This is a genomic window from Microbacterium sp. E-13 (assembly GCF_049912955.1).
Taxonomy (GTDB): Bacteria; Actinomycetota; Actinomycetes; order Actinomycetales; family Microbacteriaceae; genus Microbacterium.
In genome coordinates, this window is sequence record NZ_CP183973.1 from 203772 (window position 1) to 220853 (window position 17082).

Genomic DNA, 17082 nt, shown 5'->3' on the forward strand with positions numbered 1-17082 from the left:
GTGCAGGGACGGATGCCGCGAGCCGGTCGCTAGACGCGGCGCCGGCGGCGCGTGAGGCGGACGGCGGGCATCGGCGGGGCGGGGATGCGCTCGTCGCCGTGGTCGACGACGTGCCCGAACCGCTCGGAGCCGGACTCCCAGGCCTCGCGCGCCTCGACGATCTCCTCGTGGGTGCGGCCGACGAAGTTCCACCACATCACCACGTCGTCCTCGAACGGCTCGCCGCCGAGGAGGAACAGCGTCGCCCCCTCCGCGCTCGAGATCACGACATCCTCCCGGTGGGTGCCGAGGTAGAGCAGATGCATGTCGCGCAGCACGACGGGCGTGCCGTCACCGCCGGGGAGGGCGTCGATCGATGCCTCCCCGTACACCACGACCAGCCCGTGTTCCCAGCGGGGGTCGAGCGGCACACTGACGGTGGACCCGGCGGGCACGCGCAGCTCGGCGCCCACGATCGGCGTGTACACGGTCGCGGGTGACACGACGCCGGCGAGCTCGCCCAGCACGACGGTCGCCGAGCCCGGCGCGCCGGCCTCGGCTCCGAGCTCCACTTCGGGGAGCACGGCGTGCTGCTCGAACGCCGGACCGCCGTGCCGTCGCGACTCGGGCAGGGCGACCCACAGCTGCAGCGCGTCGAGGGGCGCGGCATCCGTCCCCACCGAGTACTCGGAGTGGGAGATGCCCGCGCCGCTCGTCATCAGGTTGAGCGCGCCACGGCGCACCACGACATCGCTGCCGACGGAGTCGCGGTGGCGCACGTCCCCGAGGTACGGCCAGGTCACCGTCTGAAGCCCGATGTGCGGGTGCGGCTCGACGCGCATGCGCGTCTCCTGGGGGCCGAACCGGTCGAGGAAGCACCAGGCGCCCACGAGCGGCAGTTCGCGCTGCGGCAGCGCGCGATGCACCGACATCGCCCGCACGCCGCCGAGGGGAACCTCCCGGGCCTCGAGGAGCAGCGTCCTCGGCCCCGAGCACTCGACCGCGGACGCCAGCTCCACCGTGTCGGGGCGCAGGCCGCCGGCCGTCGAGGACGCGTCGAGACGAGTCATCCGGCGCTCATTCCGGGTGCGGGTGCTCGGGCCACTCGATGGTGAGCCCGGGCACGTCGTTCTCGCGGAGGTACTTCGCCACCACCGGGCAGTGAGGCACCACGGTCTCGCCGCGGCGCGCGACGTCGGCCATCGCCTCCGCGACCAGGATCTGTGCGAGGCCCCGGCCGCGGAACGCCGGGTCGATCTCGGTGTGGGGGAAGTGCAGGCGACCGCGCGCATCGATGCGGAACACGGTGAACCCCGCGAGCACGTCGTCGACATGCACCTCGTAGCGGTGGTCCTCGTCGTTGCGGATCACGGTGGTGTGGGCGTCGGTGTCGGTCACTGGCATCCTTCCGTCGTCCTCCCCAACGTACGGTGCTCGCGCGGGATTCCGCCAGCGCGCGCGCACCGACACCCCTGGCGGGGCGGATGCTGCGGGTCTATCGTCGACATCATCCGCGGCGTCCGTGCGGGGCGAGAAGCACGGCGACGCCTGCCACGGCCGATTCTTGGGGGAATCGACCTCATCGCTGGGGATTCAAAGGGGAATCATGAAACGACGCATTCTCGCCGCGCTCGCGGCGATGGCACTCGGAGTCGGGCTGATAGGGGCAGGGGCGGCGAGCGCCACAGCGGCGCCGCCGACGCAGCCCGTGGCGAAATACGTCGCGCTCGGCGACTCGATCGCTGCGGGTCAGGGCGGCGGAGTGCCGCTGGACTCGTGCGCGCGCACCGGAGGGGGCTACGCCGCCCAGCTCGACGACGTGCCGCGGATCAACCTGCTGCGCAACGGCGCGTGCACCGGGGCCACGATCGAAGACACGTGGGCACAGCTGTCGCAGCTGAACCGCGGCACTACCGTCGTGACGCTCACCGTCGGCGCCAACGACCTGGGTCTCGACGCGCTCTACGCGCAGTGCGCGACCGTTCCGAACGGCGGCGACCTCAACGCGTGCCTGGGGGCGATCCAGGGAGTCATCCAGGGTGCGCCCGGCCTCGTCGAGCCGCTGGCGATGCTGATCGGCGGGATCGCGCAGCGCGCGCCCAACGCCACGATCGTCGTCACGGGGTATCCACATCTGCTCGAGCCGGTGAACCTCGACCTGTGCGAGGCGTTCCTGACCATCGAGGCGTGCCAGACGCTCAACTCCCTGGTGTTCGCGGTGAACACCGCGACGGACGCCCTCAACGGCGCGATCCAGGGCGCCGTGGCGCTCGCCGCCGGGAGCGGTGCGAACGTGGTCTACGCCGACGTCGTCGACGCGTTCGCCGGGCACGGCGTGCAGCTCGTGCCGGGGGCCCCGAGCGACCCGTGGTTCGGGACCGACCCGGTGAACGACCCGGCCGGGTTCCTCCACCCCACCTACGCCGGCTACACCGCCTACACCGGCGTCGTCCGGGCCGCCCTGGGGCGCTGAGCCTGCAGCGCTGAGCTGCTGCCACACGAGGATGACGGATGCCGCGGGCCGCGGCATCCGCCACCCTCGGCTGTCATGTCCGGCTGTCCGGCGCGTGCTGTCCTGCGCGGTGTCATGCTCGCGATCGTCCGCAGGAACCGCGATCGTCCTGACGAACCGCGATCGTCCTGAGAAACCGCGCCATCGTGGTTCCTCCCCGCGATCGCGGTTTCTCGGCGAGCGGAGGGGCCGGAGGGGCGCGGCTGCTTCGCCCGGGGCGCCCGCGTGGCGCAACGTCGGGCAGACTCGTGAGGTGACGACGCTTCTCGAGACGATCGCGGCGGCGGCCGCGGCATCCGGATCCCCACCGGGATCGCCGGATGCCGACGCGCTGTACGACGCGTTCGTCGAGTGGGCCGCGGATCAGGGCTTCGCGCTGTACCCGGCGCAGGACGAGGCCGTCATCGAGATCGTCTCGGGATCGCACGTGATCCTGTCGACGCCGACCGGCACCGGCAAGTCGCTGGTCGCTGTCGCGGCCCACGCGGCCTGCGTCGCCCGCGGCGGACGCACCTACTACACGGCGCCCATCAAGGCGCTCGTGAGCGAGAAGTTCTTCGCACTCGTCGACATCTTCGGCGCCGCGAACGTCGGAATGGTCACCGGTGACTCATCGGTGAACCCCGACGCGCCCATCGTGTGCTGCACGGCCGAGATCCTCGCGAACGTCGCTCTGCGGCAGGGCGCCGACGCGGCGGTCGACCAGGTCGTGATGGACGAGTTCCACTACTACGGCGACCCCGAGCGCGGCTGGGCCTGGCAGGTGCCGCTGCTGCTCCTGCCCCGTGCGCAGTTCGTGCTCATGTCGGCCACCCTCGGCGACGTCACGACGATCGCCGACGACCTCGAGCGCCGCACCGGGCGTGCGGTCTCGCGCATCACCGGTGTCGAGCGCCCGGTGCCGCTGCACTTCTCGTACGCGCGCACCCCCATCCACGAGACGGTGGAGGAGCTGCTGCAGACGGGGGAGTCGCCGGTGTACGTCGTGCACTTCTCGCAGGCGGCCGCCATGGAGCGGGCGCAGGCCCTGTCGTCGATCAAGATCGTCTCGCGCGAGCAGCGTGATGCCATCGCCGAGGCGATCGGAGGCTTCCGCTTCACGACCGCGTTCGGGCGCACCCTGTCGCGCTACGTGCGCGCAGGCATCGGCGTGCACCACGCGGGCATGCTCCCTCGCTACCGGCGGCTCGTCGAGACGCTGGCTCAGCGCGGCCTGCTTCGCGTCATCTGCGGCACCGACACGCTGGGCGTCGGCATCAACGTGCCCATACGCACCGTGCTCATCACGGCCCTGTCGAAGTTCGACGGCACGAGGATGCGCCAGCTCACGGCGCGTGAGTTCCACCAGATCTCCGGCCGGGCCGGCCGCGCCGGCTTCGACACCTCGGGAACCGTCGTGGTGATGGCGCCCGAGTGGGAGATCGAGAACGAGGCGGCGCTGCGCAAGGCCGGCGACGACGCGGCCAAGCGCAAGAAGATCGTGCGCAAGAAGGCGCCGACGGGCGTCGTCAACTGGGGCCTCGGCTCGTTCGAGCGGCTCGTCGAGGCCGAGCCCGAGCCGCTCGTGCCGCAGCTGTCGCTCACCGCCGCCATGCTCATCAACGTCATCGCCCGCGGCGGCGACGTGCTCGGCAACGTGCGTTCGCTGGTGTTCGACAACCACGAGCCGCGGGCGCGGCGGTACGAGCTCGCGCGGCGTGCGATCGCGATCTTCCGCACGCTCGTCACGGCAGGCGTGGTCGAGGTCGACCGCGACGGGGCCGCCGGCGGCGAAGGCGGGGAGGGGGCGGGTGCCTCGGCCCCCCGCATCCGTCTCACCGTCGATCTGCAGCCGAACTTCGCGCTCAACCAGCCGCTGTCGCCGTTCGCGCTCGCCGCGATCGAGCTGCTCGACCCGGACGACGGTGTGGGCGCCCGGCAGAACTCCACGGATCCGCGGCATCTGCCCGCGGAAACACCGGATTCGACGGCCCCGAACGCGAATCCGTGGAGTTCTGCAGCGCGCGTCGGGACGGGTCACTACGCGCTCGACGTCGTGAGCGTCATCGAGGCGACGCTCGACGACCCGCGGCCGATCCTGGCGCAGCAGGAGTTCAAGGCGCGGGGCGAGGCGGTCGCCGCGATGAAGCAGGACGGCATCGACTACGACGAGCGCATGGCGCTCCTCGAGGACGTCACGTATCCGAAGCCACTCGAGGAGCTGCTGAGCCAGGCGTACGAAGTGTTCGCGTCGAGCCAGCCGTGGGTGCGCGACTTCGCGCTGTCGCCCAAGTCCGTGGTGCGCGACATGTTCGAGCGCGCCCTGTCGTTCTCGGAGCTCATCTCCCTCTACCAGCTCGCCCGCAGCGAGGGTCTGGTGCTGCGCTACCTGTCGGACGCGTACCGCGCGGTGCGCCAGACCGTGCCGGCCGAGGCGCAGACCGACGACCTGCTCGACCTCATCGCGTGGCTCGGCGAGGTCGTTCGGCAGGTGGACTCGAGCCTCGTCGACGAGTGGGAGGCGCTGGTCAACCCGGTCGACGACCCGTCGGCGCCGGTGGTGCCCCCGGCCCCGCCGTCGGTGCTCACGAACCGGCGCGCCTTCGGCGTGCTCGTGCGCAACGAACTGTTCCGCCGCGTGCAGCTGGCGGCCCTGCAGCGCGACGAGGAGCTCGTTGAGCTCGACCCCGACGTCGATTGGCCCGCCGCGCTCGACGCGTACTTCGACGACCACGACGTGATCCTCACCGGCGGGCCGGCCCGGTCCCCGCGGCTCGTGGCGCTGGACGAGACGGATGCCGTGTCAGAGGGAGTCTGGCGTGTCGAGCAGACGATCGACGACCCGGCCGGTGACCACGACTGGCGCATCCGTGGCGTGGTCGACCTGGCCGCGTCGGAGGAGGCCGGCACCGCCGTGGTGCGCGTGACCGAGGTGGTGCGGCTGTAGCCCGATCCGATCGCCCCTCGCGCGACGAATACCTCCTGACGGCGGTCGCCCGGACCGCCTCGAAGTCAGGAGGTTCTCATGCGCACTGGCATTCGAGCGCTCGCTCTTGCCGGAACGATCGGCATCGTCGCCGGCGTCGCCTTCGCGGCGCCGGCAGTCGCGGCCGAGACCGACGGCAGCAACTGCTGGGGCGTGGTGTCGGCACAGGCGGCGCGGTCGGACGGAGGGCTGGGCAGCCACGCCAGCTCATTCGACGAGCCCCGCCTCGGGATCGGCAACGTCGCCCGACTGTTCGGCGTCGACGGTCCCGGCGGCCTCGGCAGTCTGCTCGCATCGATCGACGGCAACGACGCGACTCACTGCTGAGTCGACCGCAGCAGGACGGCAGGGCGCCCCATCTCGCCCTGCCGGGCCTGAGACGACGGATGCCGCCACCGCCCGTGATCCGCGATGATGACGGTATGCCGACCTATGTCGCATTCCTGCGCGCGATCAACCTCGGGCCGAACCGGAAGTTCCCGAAGGACGACATCCGCCGTGTCGTCGAGGATGCCGGCTTCACCGACGTCGAGACGCACATCAACACGGGGAACGTGCGGTTCACCACGCCGCTGCGTTCGCGCGCGAAGATCGAGAAGGCGCTCGAGTCCGCCTTCGCCGCCGATCGCGGCTTCGAGGTGCCCGCGATCGTGTTCACGACCGCCGAGCTGAAGGCGATCGCGGCCGAGGCCGCGGCGCTGAGCGCCGAGCACCCGGGCCTCGAGCGCCACTACGTCTACCTCCTGAAGGACGAGCTGCCGAAGGCGACGGTCGCGCGCATCGAGGAGCTGGCGACGGATGCCGGCTCGATGGTCGTGCGAGGGCGCGCGGCGCACGCTCTCCTCGGCCCGGGTTACCAGGCGGGCTCCGTCGATCCGCTGGGCGCGGCGAAGCTGCTGGGCGTCGCCACGAACCGCAACCTCGCGGTGGTGACGGCGATCGCCGACAAGTGGTGCTGAGCGCGCGGTGCCGACATCCGCTCCTCAAATGAGGAGGAGGGCCGGGATGCGGAGCTACCTCGGCGCGCCGCTCCTCACGCCGGCCCTGATCCTCGAATGAGGATGCCGAGGGGCTCCTCCCCAGCGACGCCGAGGGGCTCCTCCCCAGCGACGCCGAGGAGCTCCTCCCCAGCGATGCCGGATGCCCACGCCATCGCGGATTCCGCACTGCCTCGCCGGGCGCGAGGAGCGGCGTCGGATGGCGCGGTTACGCTGGAAGCGATGACGATCCCGCAGGGCGACCCGTACGCCGATCTCGCGTGGGAGCCCGACGCCTGGGCGCCGCCGGCCGAGGAGCACCACGCGCCCCCGCCCGACGACTCCTGGGCGCCTCCGGAAGACGGCTGGGCGCCGCCATCCGATCTCCCGGCGGCCGGGCACCCGCCCTTCGATCCCCTCGCCGGCGCCGGCGCCGGCCCGCGCCGCGATCTCACGGGTTCAGGCGCCGCCGCTGTGCTTCGCGAGGTGTACGGCTACGACGCGTTCCGCGGCGAGCAGGGCGCGATCGTCGACCACGTCATCGCCGGCGGCGACGCCGTCGTGCTCATGCCGACAGGTGGCGGCAAGAGCGTCTGCTATCAGGTCCCGGCGCTCGTGCGGCCGGGAACGGGCCTCGTCGTGAGTCCGCTCATCGCGCTCATGCACGATCAGGTCGACGCGCTCGTCGCCAACGGGGTGCGTGCGGCGTATCTCAACTCCACTCAGGCGCCCCCCGAGCGGGCCGCCGTCGAACGCGCCTACCTGGCCGGCGAGCTCGACCTGCTGTACGTCGCCCCCGAGCGGCTGAACACCGAGTCGACGCTGCGTTTCCTCGCGCGCGGAACACTCAGCGTCATCGCGATCGACGAGGCCCACTGCGTATCGCAGTGGGGCCACGACTTCCGGCCCGACTACCTCGCTCTCGGGGCGCTCGCCGAGCGGTTCCCCGGCGTGCCGCGCCTCGCCCTGACCGCCACGGCGACGCCCGCGACGCATCGTGAGATGACCGAGCGACTGCAGCTGCCGAGGGCCCGGCACTTCGTCTCGAGCTTCGACCGCCCCAACATCCAGTACCGCATCGAGGCCAAGTCCGATCCGCGGCGCCAGCTCGTGGCCTTCATCCGCTCGCAGGGCTCGGGAGCGGCCGGCATCGTCTACGCGCTCAGCCGCAAGTCGGTGGAGCAGACGGCGGAGTTCCTGTCGGCCCAGGGTGTCGACGCGCTGCCGTATCACGCCGGACTTCCGGCCGAGACGCGCGCCGCGAACCAGTCCCGCTTCCTGCGCGAGGACGGCGTCGTCATGGTCGCGACGATCGCGTTCGGCATGGGCATCGACAAGCCCGACGTGCGGTTCGTCGCGCACATCGACCTGCCGAAGTCGGTCGAGGGATACTACCAGGAGACCGGCCGCGCGGGCCGTGACGGCGAGGCATCCGTCGCCTGGATGACCTACGGACTCGGCGACGTCGTGCAGCAGCGGCGCATGATCGACCAGTCGCCCGGCGACCGCGCCTTCAAGACCCGACTGGGCCAGCACCTCGATGCGATGCTCGGACTGTGCGAGACGGTCGGATGCCGCCGCCAGAACCTGCTCGCCTACTTCGGCGAACCCTCCCAGCCGTGCGGCAACTGCGACACGTGCCTGGAGTCGCCCGAGACGTGGGATGGCCTCGTCCCGGCGCAGAAGCTGCTGTCGACGATCGTGCGGCTGCAGCGGGAGCGCGGTCAGGCGTTCGGTGCCGGCCACCTCATCGACATTCTGCGAGGCTCCTCGACCGACCGCATCCGCCAGCAGGGCCACGACCGGCTGTCGACCTACGGGCTGGGGGCGGATCTCAGCGAGCAGGACTGGCGCAGCGTCATCCGGCAGCTGCTGGCGCGCGGCATCCTGGTCGCCCGTGGCGAGTACGGCACGCTCGCGCTCGGCGAGCCGGCAGGCGGCGTGCTGCGCGGCGAGACCCCGGTGCCGCTGCGCCGCGACGTGATGGGGCGGTCGGGAGGTGTCGCCCGCGTGCGCAAGACCAACGCGCCCGAGACGCTCGACCCGGCCGACGCCGGCCTGTTCGAGGCGTTGCGCGCCTGGCGCGCCGGCGTGGCGAAGCAGCTCGGAGTGCCCGCCTACATCGTGTTCGGCGATGCGACCCTGCGGGCTCTCGCCGAGCGCCGGCCCGAGAGCCTCGCCGATCTCGACGGCGTCTCGGGCATCGGCGCGAAGAAGCGCGAGGCCTACGGCGAGGCCGTTCTCGAGGTCATCGCCGCCGCCTGACCCGGCTGAGGCTCGCGGCGCAGCATCCGTCTCCGTGCCTCCCCGGGGGCGGTTCATGTGCTCTCGCCGAAACCGCACGTTGTTCGCGTGCACGACGTGTGTTCTCGGCGAGAGCGCACGAAGTGGACGCGCATCCGAGACGAGTGGGGTCCGCGCACATAGGCTGACGTCAGCGGGCGACGAGGCCCGCGACGGGGAGCGCGCGTGGCCACGAGCAACATCGAGATCGCACAGCAGGCCGAACTCTGGCCGATCACCCGGATCGCCGAGGGGCTCGGCATCCCCGACGAGGAACTGGAACCGTACGGCCGGTACAAGGCAAAGGTGTCGCTGCGACACCTGAGAACGCTCCGCGATCGGCCGCGCGGCAAGCTCGTGCTGATGACAGCGGTGTCGCCGACCCCCGCCGGCGAGGGGAAGACCACCACGACGGTGGGACTCGGCGATGCGCTCACGCGTATCGGCGAGCGGGCGATGATCTGCTTGCGCGAGCCCGCGCTCGGGCCGGTGTTCGGGATGAAGGGCGGCGCCGCGGGCGGGGGCTACGCACAAGTCGTGCCGATGGAGGACATCAACCTGCACTTCACCGGCGACTTCTCGGCGATCGCCATCGCGACGAACCTGCTCGCCGCGCTCATCGACAACCACGTGCACCACGGCAATGCGCTCGGGATCGACGTGCGGCGGGTGACCTGGCGGCGTGTGCTCGACGTGAACGACCGCGCGCTGCGTGACGCGGTGGTCGGCCTCGGCGGCCCGTCCAACGGCTACCCGCGCGAGGACGGCTTCGACATCGTGGTCGCCAGCGAGGTGATGGCGATCTTCTGCCTCGCCACCGACCTCGCCGACCTCAGGGAACGTCTCGGCGAGATCGTCGTCGCCTACACGCGGGAGCGCGCGCCGATCCGCGCGCGCGATCTTCAGGCGCACGGAGCGATGGCGGCGATCCTGCGGGATGCGCTCGCCCCCAACCTGGTGCAGACGCTGGAGCACACGCCGGCCTTCGTGCACGGCGGCCCGTTCGCCAACATCGCGCACGGCTGCAACTCGTACCTGGCGACGGACTCCGCACTGCGCATGGCCGACTACGTCGTCACCGAGGCCGGTTTCGGCGCCGACCTCGGCGCCGAGAAGTTCGTCGACATCCTCTGCCGTACGACGGGATTGCGGCCCGACGTCGCGGTCGTCGTCGCGACCGTGCGAGCGATGAAGTACCACGGCGGAGTCGAGGTCGCCGATCTTCCGCACGAGAACGTCGCCGCACTTCGCCGCGGCACAGCCAACCTGGTGCGTCACCTCACGACGGTGCGGGAGACGTGGGGGATCCCCGCGGTGGTCGCGATCAACCATCGAGCGGAAGACACGGATGCTGAGATCGCGGCGCTCGTCGCCGCGTCCGAGGCCGTCGGAGTCACGGCCGTCGTCGCCAGGCACTTCGCCGAGGGCGGCGCCGGTGCGGAGGGGCTGGCGCGCGAAGTCGTGCGAATCTGCGACGAGCGCCTGGACGCAGCATCCGAGGTCCGCTTCACCTATCCCGACGACGCGACGTTGTGGCAGAAGATGAGCGCCATCGCGACGCGCATCTACGGAGCCTCGGAGGTGACCGCCTCGACCACCGTGCGCGCGCAGATCAAACGCCTGCAGGACGAGGGGTACGGCGGCTACCCGGTGTGCGTCGCGAAGACGCAGTACTCGTTCTCGACCGACCCGAAGCTCCGCGGAGCCCCGAGCGGCCACGTCGTCGACATCCGCGAGGTGCGCCTCGCCGCCGGCGCGCGGTTCGTCGTGATGATCTGCGGCGACATCATGACGATGCCGGGCCTCCCCGCGGTTCCCGCTGCGAACTCCATCGACGTCGACGAAAGCGGCCGCATCGTCGGCCTCTTCTGACCCGCTCCGACCCTTCCGGCCCTTCCCGCCTCCGCCCTTCCCGCCTCCCGCCTCCCGCCTCCCGAACCGCGAGACTACAGCGGGCGGCCGAGAGAGAGGGAAACAACCAAGGTCTCGGCCACCAGTTGTCCTCTCGCCGGATCACCGGGGCCGGGCGGGCGGGTGGCCGGGTGGCCGGGTGGCCGGGCGGCCGGGCGGGCGGGTGGCCGGGTGGCCGGGTGGCCGGGTGGCCGAGGGGCGGGGGTCAGGCCGGAGGGAATGTCCGCACCCGCTGAACGCGCAGCGTGTGGGGCAGTGCGGCCGTATCGCGGGTGCCGTCGGCGCGGGGGAACTCGTAGACGTCGAGCATGAGCTGCACCGGGTAGTCGATCGTCTGGCGCACGGTCTTCACCCAGCGGTGGTCGATGAAGAACCGCACGGCATCACGAGTCCACTCGACGGCGTAGTCGTGGAAGGCGGTGAGATCGCCCTCGACGCGCACTTTCTCGAAGTCGTCGTGCAGGCGGGGGTCGTTCTGCCGCTTGACGCCCACGCCGACCCAGCCCCCGCTGTCGTCGATCTCGCTGCCGAAGATCTCGGCGATGCACAGCTCGCCGCAGTCCTCGGGGCGGTCCTCGAAGCCGATGGGCCAGAACGCGACCATCGCGTCGGGGTGCCGGATGGCCGCCAGCCGCACCTCGATCACGCCGTGGCGCACGAGCCACAGACGACGCTCGGGCTGCTCCTCGCGCACCACCAGACCCTCCCGGAAGCGGTGCTGCCCGATCTCGGTGCCGAGCCCGCCGGAGAACTGACCGGACTGCAGGTGCGAGACGCGGTTACCGCCGTCGTACTCGGGCGACCACGGCTCGGTCTCGGCGTCGATGATCAGCTCGAGGCCGTCGGGCGCGACGGAGTAGCGCGCGGCGGTGCGCTCGCGGGACGACCAGTGCGGGAGGTAGTGCGGCCACCACAGCGTCTCGTCGAGCACCCCCTCCCCGAACCGCTCGTCGACGTCGGGATCGCGGCCGTCGAGATCGAGCGGAGCCATGTCGAGCACCCAGATGTTGAACGTGAGCTCGCCGCCTCGCCACGGCTGGGTGTCCGATCCGCGGTGCTCGAAGCCGGCGCGGCTGCACAGCGCGTTCGACGCGCGGTTGTCGACGCCGGGGTAGGCGACCAGGAGGTGGCGATCACCGCGCGCCGCGACATCCCGGACGACCTGCCGCAGGGCGGCACCCGCGATGCCGCGACCCTGCCACTCCGGGAAGACGTTCCATCCCGTCTCCCACGCGGGCGTGCCCTGGTGGTCGACCTGCCAGTAGCCGATGCCGCCGGCGGGCGTGCCGTCGACCTCGATCCGGTACATCGCCGCCACTCCCGTGCGTGCAAGGCGCAGGTACCGCTCCTGGCGCTCCTCGAGCTGCGCGGGCGTCTCGGGACCGCCCAGATGCAGCGTCATCTCGGGAGTGTTGCCGCGCTCGAGCAGGGGAAGGTCGCCAGGCCCCCACGGTGCGAGCGTCACGGTTCCGTGTGTCATCGAGCTCATTGTGCACCGTCCCTCCGACACCCGGCAGGCCGGTGCCTCCGCCGCGTCGGTCAGCGGTCGGTGATCAGGTGCCGTCGAGGTCGTTCGCACTGAAGAAGAGGCAGCTGTCGGGGTCGCCGAGCACGTCGCCCGGATGCGCGCCGAGGCGCGAGCGGCTCGTGCACCGGCTCCAGGTCGTCGACACGGAAGCTGCAGGTCGCCCATGGGAGGCTGGGCGCGACGTGGATGCCGCTCTTCGGAGCCATCAGGGTCACCTGCCCGTGCGACCCGGCGAGCAAGCCCGAGAAGTCCGTCTCCTCGATGACGTCGAGCCCGAAGACGTCCGCGTACCAGTGGGCGCTCGCGCGCGGATCGTGCACCGGGATGAACAGGGGTTACGGGCGTGGATACCAGTGTGGTGCCGGGTAGGCACACAGTCACCCGAGCGGGTGATAACGGGGGTGGAATCTCCCTCTGATTGAGGTGCTTTCCGGGAACAGATCGTTTCTGCACGGTGTAATCAGTGCGTCGGTACCTGTCGATCCTGCCGGTCGTCGGTTGTCTGCCCGGCGTGCGATCAGGGGGTAGAACCCCCGGCGCCGACTGAAGCGGACTGGGGAGAGTTCCAGACACTTCCGGGCGGGCGCGAGCGACGCGGCCAAGTTATGAGAGGCGGACGGACCATCGTGATTGGGAAACACACAGCGAGAAGGTGCGTCGCGCAGCTGGCGGTAGCCGGGCTGCCCTGGGATGGCTCCTCAGGAGGTACGCAATGACAAGACCGGACCACATGCGGCGAGAGCGCAAGAGGCGGATCGGCCCGAGTCGGCGAACTGCGATTCGCGGAGTGCTCGGCGCAATGGGCGTCACCGTCCTCGCTGTGACCTCGTTCGCCACCCCGGCTCTCGCGGCGTCGGAGGGCGACCACCCCGCGCCCGTGGCGCTCGCGGCACCTACGGACGAGCTCGCGGACATCAGGGATTCCCGCGGACAACACGTCAGGATCGTCAAAATCAGGGACGAAGCGAAAGACGAGAAGACCGCCGTCGCCGTGGCCGCGGACCATGAGCCGGTTCTGCTTCGCTCGCTCTATGCCCCGGAGCCCAAGGAACCGACGTCTGACGCTACCGAGCCCGGTCTCGAAGGCTGGGTGGAGGGAGTCAACTACTTTACCGACAGCCAGCCTCGAACCAGTGAGGAGGTTATTCAGTTCAACGACCTGCCGCAGATCGATCCAGCCACGCTGAAGCTGGCGGTCTCGACCGCTACCAGCTCAACGTCGTTCTCGGCCGCGTGGGTCGACAACGACGGAACCGGTTATGACATCTTCCGCGACGGGAAGCTACTTGAATCGACGAGTTCAGGCTCCTTCACGCAGGGAGGCCTCAAGCCCGGGCGTGACTACACATACACCGCGCGGCCGAAGGAGGGTGAGGAAGCGGGCGATGAGAAACTTTTCCAGGTTCATACCCTGCCCAAAAACGCCGCCGATGTGATCGCGAAGTCCGCAGACCCGATGGCTGCGCTAGCGATGAAGCCGGTCGCTTCATGGTTCATGTACAACACGTTCATCACGAACCAATACGTGGGCTGGGACATCCTGCAGGCCGTCGGAGGCTGCGCCGGCGTGCCCGGCGACAAGTATGGCGGGGACAACCGTGTCTACTACCTGCCGCCGCTCTACGTCGACCCATGGGACGAGCGGTCGCATCGCACCGGCGCTCGCATGAAAACCGACTGGGGCCCAAACTACGTCACGGAAGATAAGCACGTAGGTGAGACGCGCCTCTATACCAGTTCCGGAGGTCTGAAGGGATCGCGCAGAGCATCCACGGCGGGCATTGTCTTCAGCGAGCGGAGTGTGAGCTCTAGCCTCTATTCAGTCAAGCTGAGCCATGCCGTTGGAAACCCGTTCTGCACCTCCGGCGCTATCCGGTATGCCGTGTACGTGAACACATGGTCCAGCGGCGTCATGCAGGTCAACGGTTACCGACACCCCGTGCCCGCCCACGAAGCCTATGGACTCTTCATGAACTCCGCGGGAACCGAGTACTGGGCCACTATGTATCGGGGTGCGCAGGGAGATTTCGGATGTCTCTCGGGTCTCTGTCCAACGCAGACGATCTCGAAGACCCATACCCCGTCATAACCTGAGAACATGAGGAAGTCGACGGTGGGGCTGTATTGGGCGGTTATCGCCGGCGGCTCCATCGCGGGCGTCCCATTGGCGATCGCGGCCCTTGCGGTGTTCCGATTCACCTTCGCCGGTGAGTTCTCCTGGGCGACGGTGGAAGACAGCGTCCGATGGGGAACTCTGGTGGGTCTGATGACCACCGGCATGGTGATCGTCGGCACCTTCCTCACGGCTCGACACCTGGGCTCTCCGTGGGGCAAGGGTCTGTTCATTCTCCTCAGCTTTCTGAGCCCTCTGGCGGGATGGCTGCTTTACGGTGCGGCGAACGGCGTGCTCGTCGGATGGGACTTCTTCTTCGGCTATTGCCTGATAGCGGTCGTGGCAAGCGTCACGTCAACGCTCATCGCAGCGGTCGCCGCATTCTTCATGCCCGAGGCGATGGACAGTGGGTCGCGAGCCAGTCACTCGTCTGGCGAACTCGGCCTCTTCCGGGATGACTGATCAGACCGCAAGAGGACTCATCCGACGCAAGCGCTTGGCCCTGCCCGAGGTCCTCCCGGTTCTGCTCGTCCCTGTGCGTCCTGCACAACCCGCCTGCGGCCCGTATCGCCTCAGCGTTGTGGACATTCACCATCGGCTTTGATGATGGCTTGTGGGAGTCCTACGGTCTGAGAAGAACTTGATCCTGTCCTCCCACCGAGAGGTGATGCACATGGCTGACGCCGCCGTCCGCACGAAGAAGCCCGCCCTCCACAAGCGCACGCCCGCCGGCGGTGCCCCGACCGCACCGCACACCGCTGCCGAGGCATCCGAGCCGCGCATCGACGTCGCGGCAGTCACCGACCTGCTTCTCGGCACGTGGGCCGAGACCCGTCGCGAGGCTCGCGAGATGATCAAGGACCCCGCCTTCTGGCGCATCGAGGGTCAGCCCATGGCCGAGCACCGCGAGCGTGTGCTGACGCAGCTGCACCTGCTCGCCGAGCGCGGCGCGTCCCGCCGGGCGCTGCCCGAGCGCGTCGGCGGCCTGAACGACAACGGCGCCAACCTCGCCGGCTTCCAGGAGCTGGTGCTCGCCGATCCGAGCCTGCAGATCAAGTCCGGCGTGCAGTGGGGCCTCTTCGGTTCGGCGGTGTTCCAGCTCGGCACCGAGAAGCACCACGAGGAGTGGATGCAGAGCATCGCCGACGTGAGCCTGCCGGGCGCGTTCGCGATGACCGAGACCGGACACGGATCGGATGTCGCGGCCATCGGCACGACGGCCACCTACGATCCGGAGACCGAGGAGTTCGTGATCCACACGCCGTTCCGCGGCGCCTACAAGGACTACCTCGGCAACGCGGCGCTGCACGGCAAGGCGGCGACGGTGTTCGCGCAGCTCATCACGGGCGGCGTCAACTACGGCGTGCACTGCTTCTTCGTGCCGATCCGCGACGACCAGGGCGAGATGATGCCGGGTGTCATCAGCGAGGACGACGGCGTCAAGGGCGGCCTGAACGGCATCGACAACGGCCGCCTCGCGTTCGACCACGTGCGCGTACCGCGCTTCAACCTCCTCGACCGCTACGGCCAGGTCGCCGCGGACGGCTCGTACACGTCCGACATCGCGAGCCCCGGCCGCCGCTTCTTCACGATGCTCGGCGCTCTCGTTCAGGGCCGCGTGTCGCTCGACGGCGCCGCGACCACCGGCACCGCGCTGGCCCTCCACATCGCCCTCACGTACGCGGGCCAGCGCCGCCAGTTCGACTCGGGCGCCGGCACCGAAGAGGTCGTGCTGCTCGACTACGGCAAGCACCAGCGGCGCCTTCTGCCGCTCCTCGCGCAGAACTACGCGCAGTTCTTCAGTCACGACGAGCTGCTCAAGAAGTTCGACGCCGTGTTCTCCGGCCGCAACGACACGCCCGAGGAGCGCGAGGACCTCGAGACGCTCGCCGCGGCCCTCAAGCCCCTCAGCACCTGGAACGCGCTCGGCACGATCCAGGAGGCGCGGGAGGCGTGCGGCGGCGCGGGCTTCCTCGCGGAGAACCGGATGGTCGGTCTGCACCAGGACCTCGACGTGTACGTCACCTTCGAGGGCGACAACAACGTGCTTCTGCAGCTGGTCGGCAAGCGGCTCCTGTCGGATTACGCCAAGCAGTTCACAGGGAAGGATGCTGCCGCCCTCGCCCGCTTCGCCGTCGGCGAGACGGCGGGCAAGCTGTTCCACGGCGCGGGCCTGCGCCGGCTGGGCCAGGCGGTCGCCGACTTCGGCTCCACCGCCAGGTCGGTGGAGCTGGGTCTGCGGGCGGAGCATCAGCACGAGCTGCTCGCCGGGCGCGTGCAGCGGATGGTCGCCGATGTCGCGACCGCGCTGCGCCCCGCGGTCAGGCAGAGCCCGGCCGAGGCGGCAGCGCTCTTCAACAGCCACCAGGCGGAGCTCATCGAGGCGGCTCGCGCTCACGCCGAGCTGCTGCAGTGGGAGGCGTTCACCGACGGCGTGAACCGCATCTCCGACGAGGGCACCAAGCACGTCTTGACCTGGCTGCGCGACCTGTTCGGCCTGCACCTGATCGAGAAGCATCTCGCGTGGTACCTCATCAACGGCCGGCTGTCGACGCAGCGCGCAGCATCCGTCTCCCGTTACATCGACCGCCTCGCGGCGCGGCTGCGTCCGCACGCGCAGGATCTGGTCGACGCCTACGGCTTCGCGCCCGAGCACGTGCGCGCGCCCATCGCCTCGGGCGCCGAGCGCCGGCGGCAGGACGAGGCCCGCGAGTACTACCAGGCCCTCGCGGCGTCGGGCGAGGCGCCGGTGTCGGAGAAGTCGCTCAAGAAGAAGTAGGCCCGGCACGCGTTCCGAGATCAGGAGATCTGGCG

At 70.1% G+C, this 17082-nt stretch carries 12 protein-coding genes and 1 pseudogene; 9 read left to right on the forward strand and 4 right to left on the reverse strand.

Annotation, left to right across the window (positions count from 1 at the left end):
• Positions 1 to 29 precede the first annotated feature (29 nt).
• The gene (locus tag ACN9MP_RS00980; RefSeq protein ID WP_426323125.1) at positions 30 to 1049 is read right to left on the reverse strand and encodes a pirin family protein; all 1020 of its coding nucleotides are present in this window, start codon (positions 1047 to 1049) and stop codon (positions 30 to 32) included.
• A 7-nt stretch (positions 1050 to 1056) separates the two neighbouring features.
• Positions 1057 to 1383, reverse strand: coding sequence for a GNAT family N-acetyltransferase (locus tag ACN9MP_RS00985; RefSeq protein WP_426323127.1), 327 nt, complete (start codon positions 1381 to 1383; stop codon positions 1057 to 1059).
• Between the two features lie 202 nt (positions 1384 to 1585).
• On the opposite strand from ACN9MP_RS00985, the gene ACN9MP_RS00990 reads away from it, so the two are divergent.
• From ACN9MP_RS00990 to ACN9MP_RS01015, 6 genes are all read left to right on the forward strand, one after another.
• Positions 1586 to 2452, forward strand: a complete 867-nt coding sequence (locus ACN9MP_RS00990; RefSeq protein ID WP_426323129.1) for an SGNH/GDSL hydrolase family protein — start codon at positions 1586 to 1588, stop codon at positions 2450 to 2452.
• Positions 2453 to 2744: 292 nt separating this feature from the next.
• Positions 2745 to 5417, forward strand: coding sequence for a DEAD/DEAH box helicase (locus ACN9MP_RS00995; protein ID WP_426323131.1), 2673 nt, complete (start codon positions 2745 to 2747; stop codon positions 5415 to 5417).
• 78 nt (positions 5418 to 5495) lie between these two features.
• The gene (locus ACN9MP_RS01000; RefSeq protein WP_426323133.1) at positions 5496 to 5783 is read left to right on the forward strand and encodes a hypothetical protein; all 288 of its coding nucleotides are present in this window, start codon (positions 5496 to 5498) and stop codon (positions 5781 to 5783) included.
• A 95-nt stretch (positions 5784 to 5878) separates the two neighbouring features.
• Entirely contained in the window at positions 5879 to 6415 is a 537-nt protein-coding gene (locus ACN9MP_RS01005; RefSeq protein ID WP_426323135.1) for a DUF1697 domain-containing protein, read from the forward strand.
• A gap of 261 nt (positions 6416 to 6676) precedes the next feature.
• Entirely contained in the window at positions 6677 to 8698 is a 2022-nt protein-coding gene (gene recQ, locus ACN9MP_RS01010; protein WP_426323137.1) for a DNA helicase RecQ, read from the forward strand.
• Between the two features lie 204 nt (positions 8699 to 8902).
• Positions 8903 to 10588 (forward strand): formate--tetrahydrofolate ligase, encoded by a 1686-nt coding sequence (locus ACN9MP_RS01015; protein WP_426323139.1) that lies wholly within the window; start codon positions 8903 to 8905, stop codon positions 10586 to 10588.
• A gap of 244 nt (positions 10589 to 10832) precedes the next feature.
• On the opposite strand, the gene ACN9MP_RS01020 is transcribed toward ACN9MP_RS01015, so the two are convergent.
• On the reverse strand, positions 10833 to 12107 hold the full coding sequence (locus ACN9MP_RS01020; RefSeq protein WP_426323141.1) for a GNAT family N-acetyltransferase: 1275 nt from the start codon (positions 12105 to 12107) through the stop codon (positions 10833 to 10835).
• A 230-nt stretch (positions 12108 to 12337) separates the two neighbouring features.
• Positions 12338 to 12475, reverse strand: a pseudogene (locus tag ACN9MP_RS01025) (VOC family protein); the annotation flags it as partial.
• 479 nt (positions 12476 to 12954) lie between these two features.
• Between ACN9MP_RS01025 and ACN9MP_RS01030 the strand changes: the two are divergent.
• The 3 genes from ACN9MP_RS01030 to ACN9MP_RS01040 all read left to right on the forward strand — a co-directional run bounded on the left by ACN9MP_RS01030 (position 12955) and on the right by ACN9MP_RS01040 (position 17047).
• Positions 12955 to 14244, forward strand: coding sequence for a hypothetical protein (locus ACN9MP_RS01030; RefSeq protein ID WP_426323142.1), 1290 nt, complete (start codon positions 12955 to 12957; stop codon positions 14242 to 14244).
• Between the two features lie 9 nt (positions 14245 to 14253).
• Positions 14254 to 14730, forward strand: a complete 477-nt coding sequence (locus ACN9MP_RS01035; RefSeq protein WP_426323143.1) for a hypothetical protein — start codon at positions 14254 to 14256, stop codon at positions 14728 to 14730.
• A 211-nt stretch (positions 14731 to 14941) separates the two neighbouring features.
• The gene (locus ACN9MP_RS01040; protein ID WP_426323144.1) at positions 14942 to 17047 is read left to right on the forward strand and encodes an acyl-CoA dehydrogenase; all 2106 of its coding nucleotides are present in this window, start codon (positions 14942 to 14944) and stop codon (positions 17045 to 17047) included.
• Positions 17048 to 17082 lie beyond the last annotated feature (35 nt).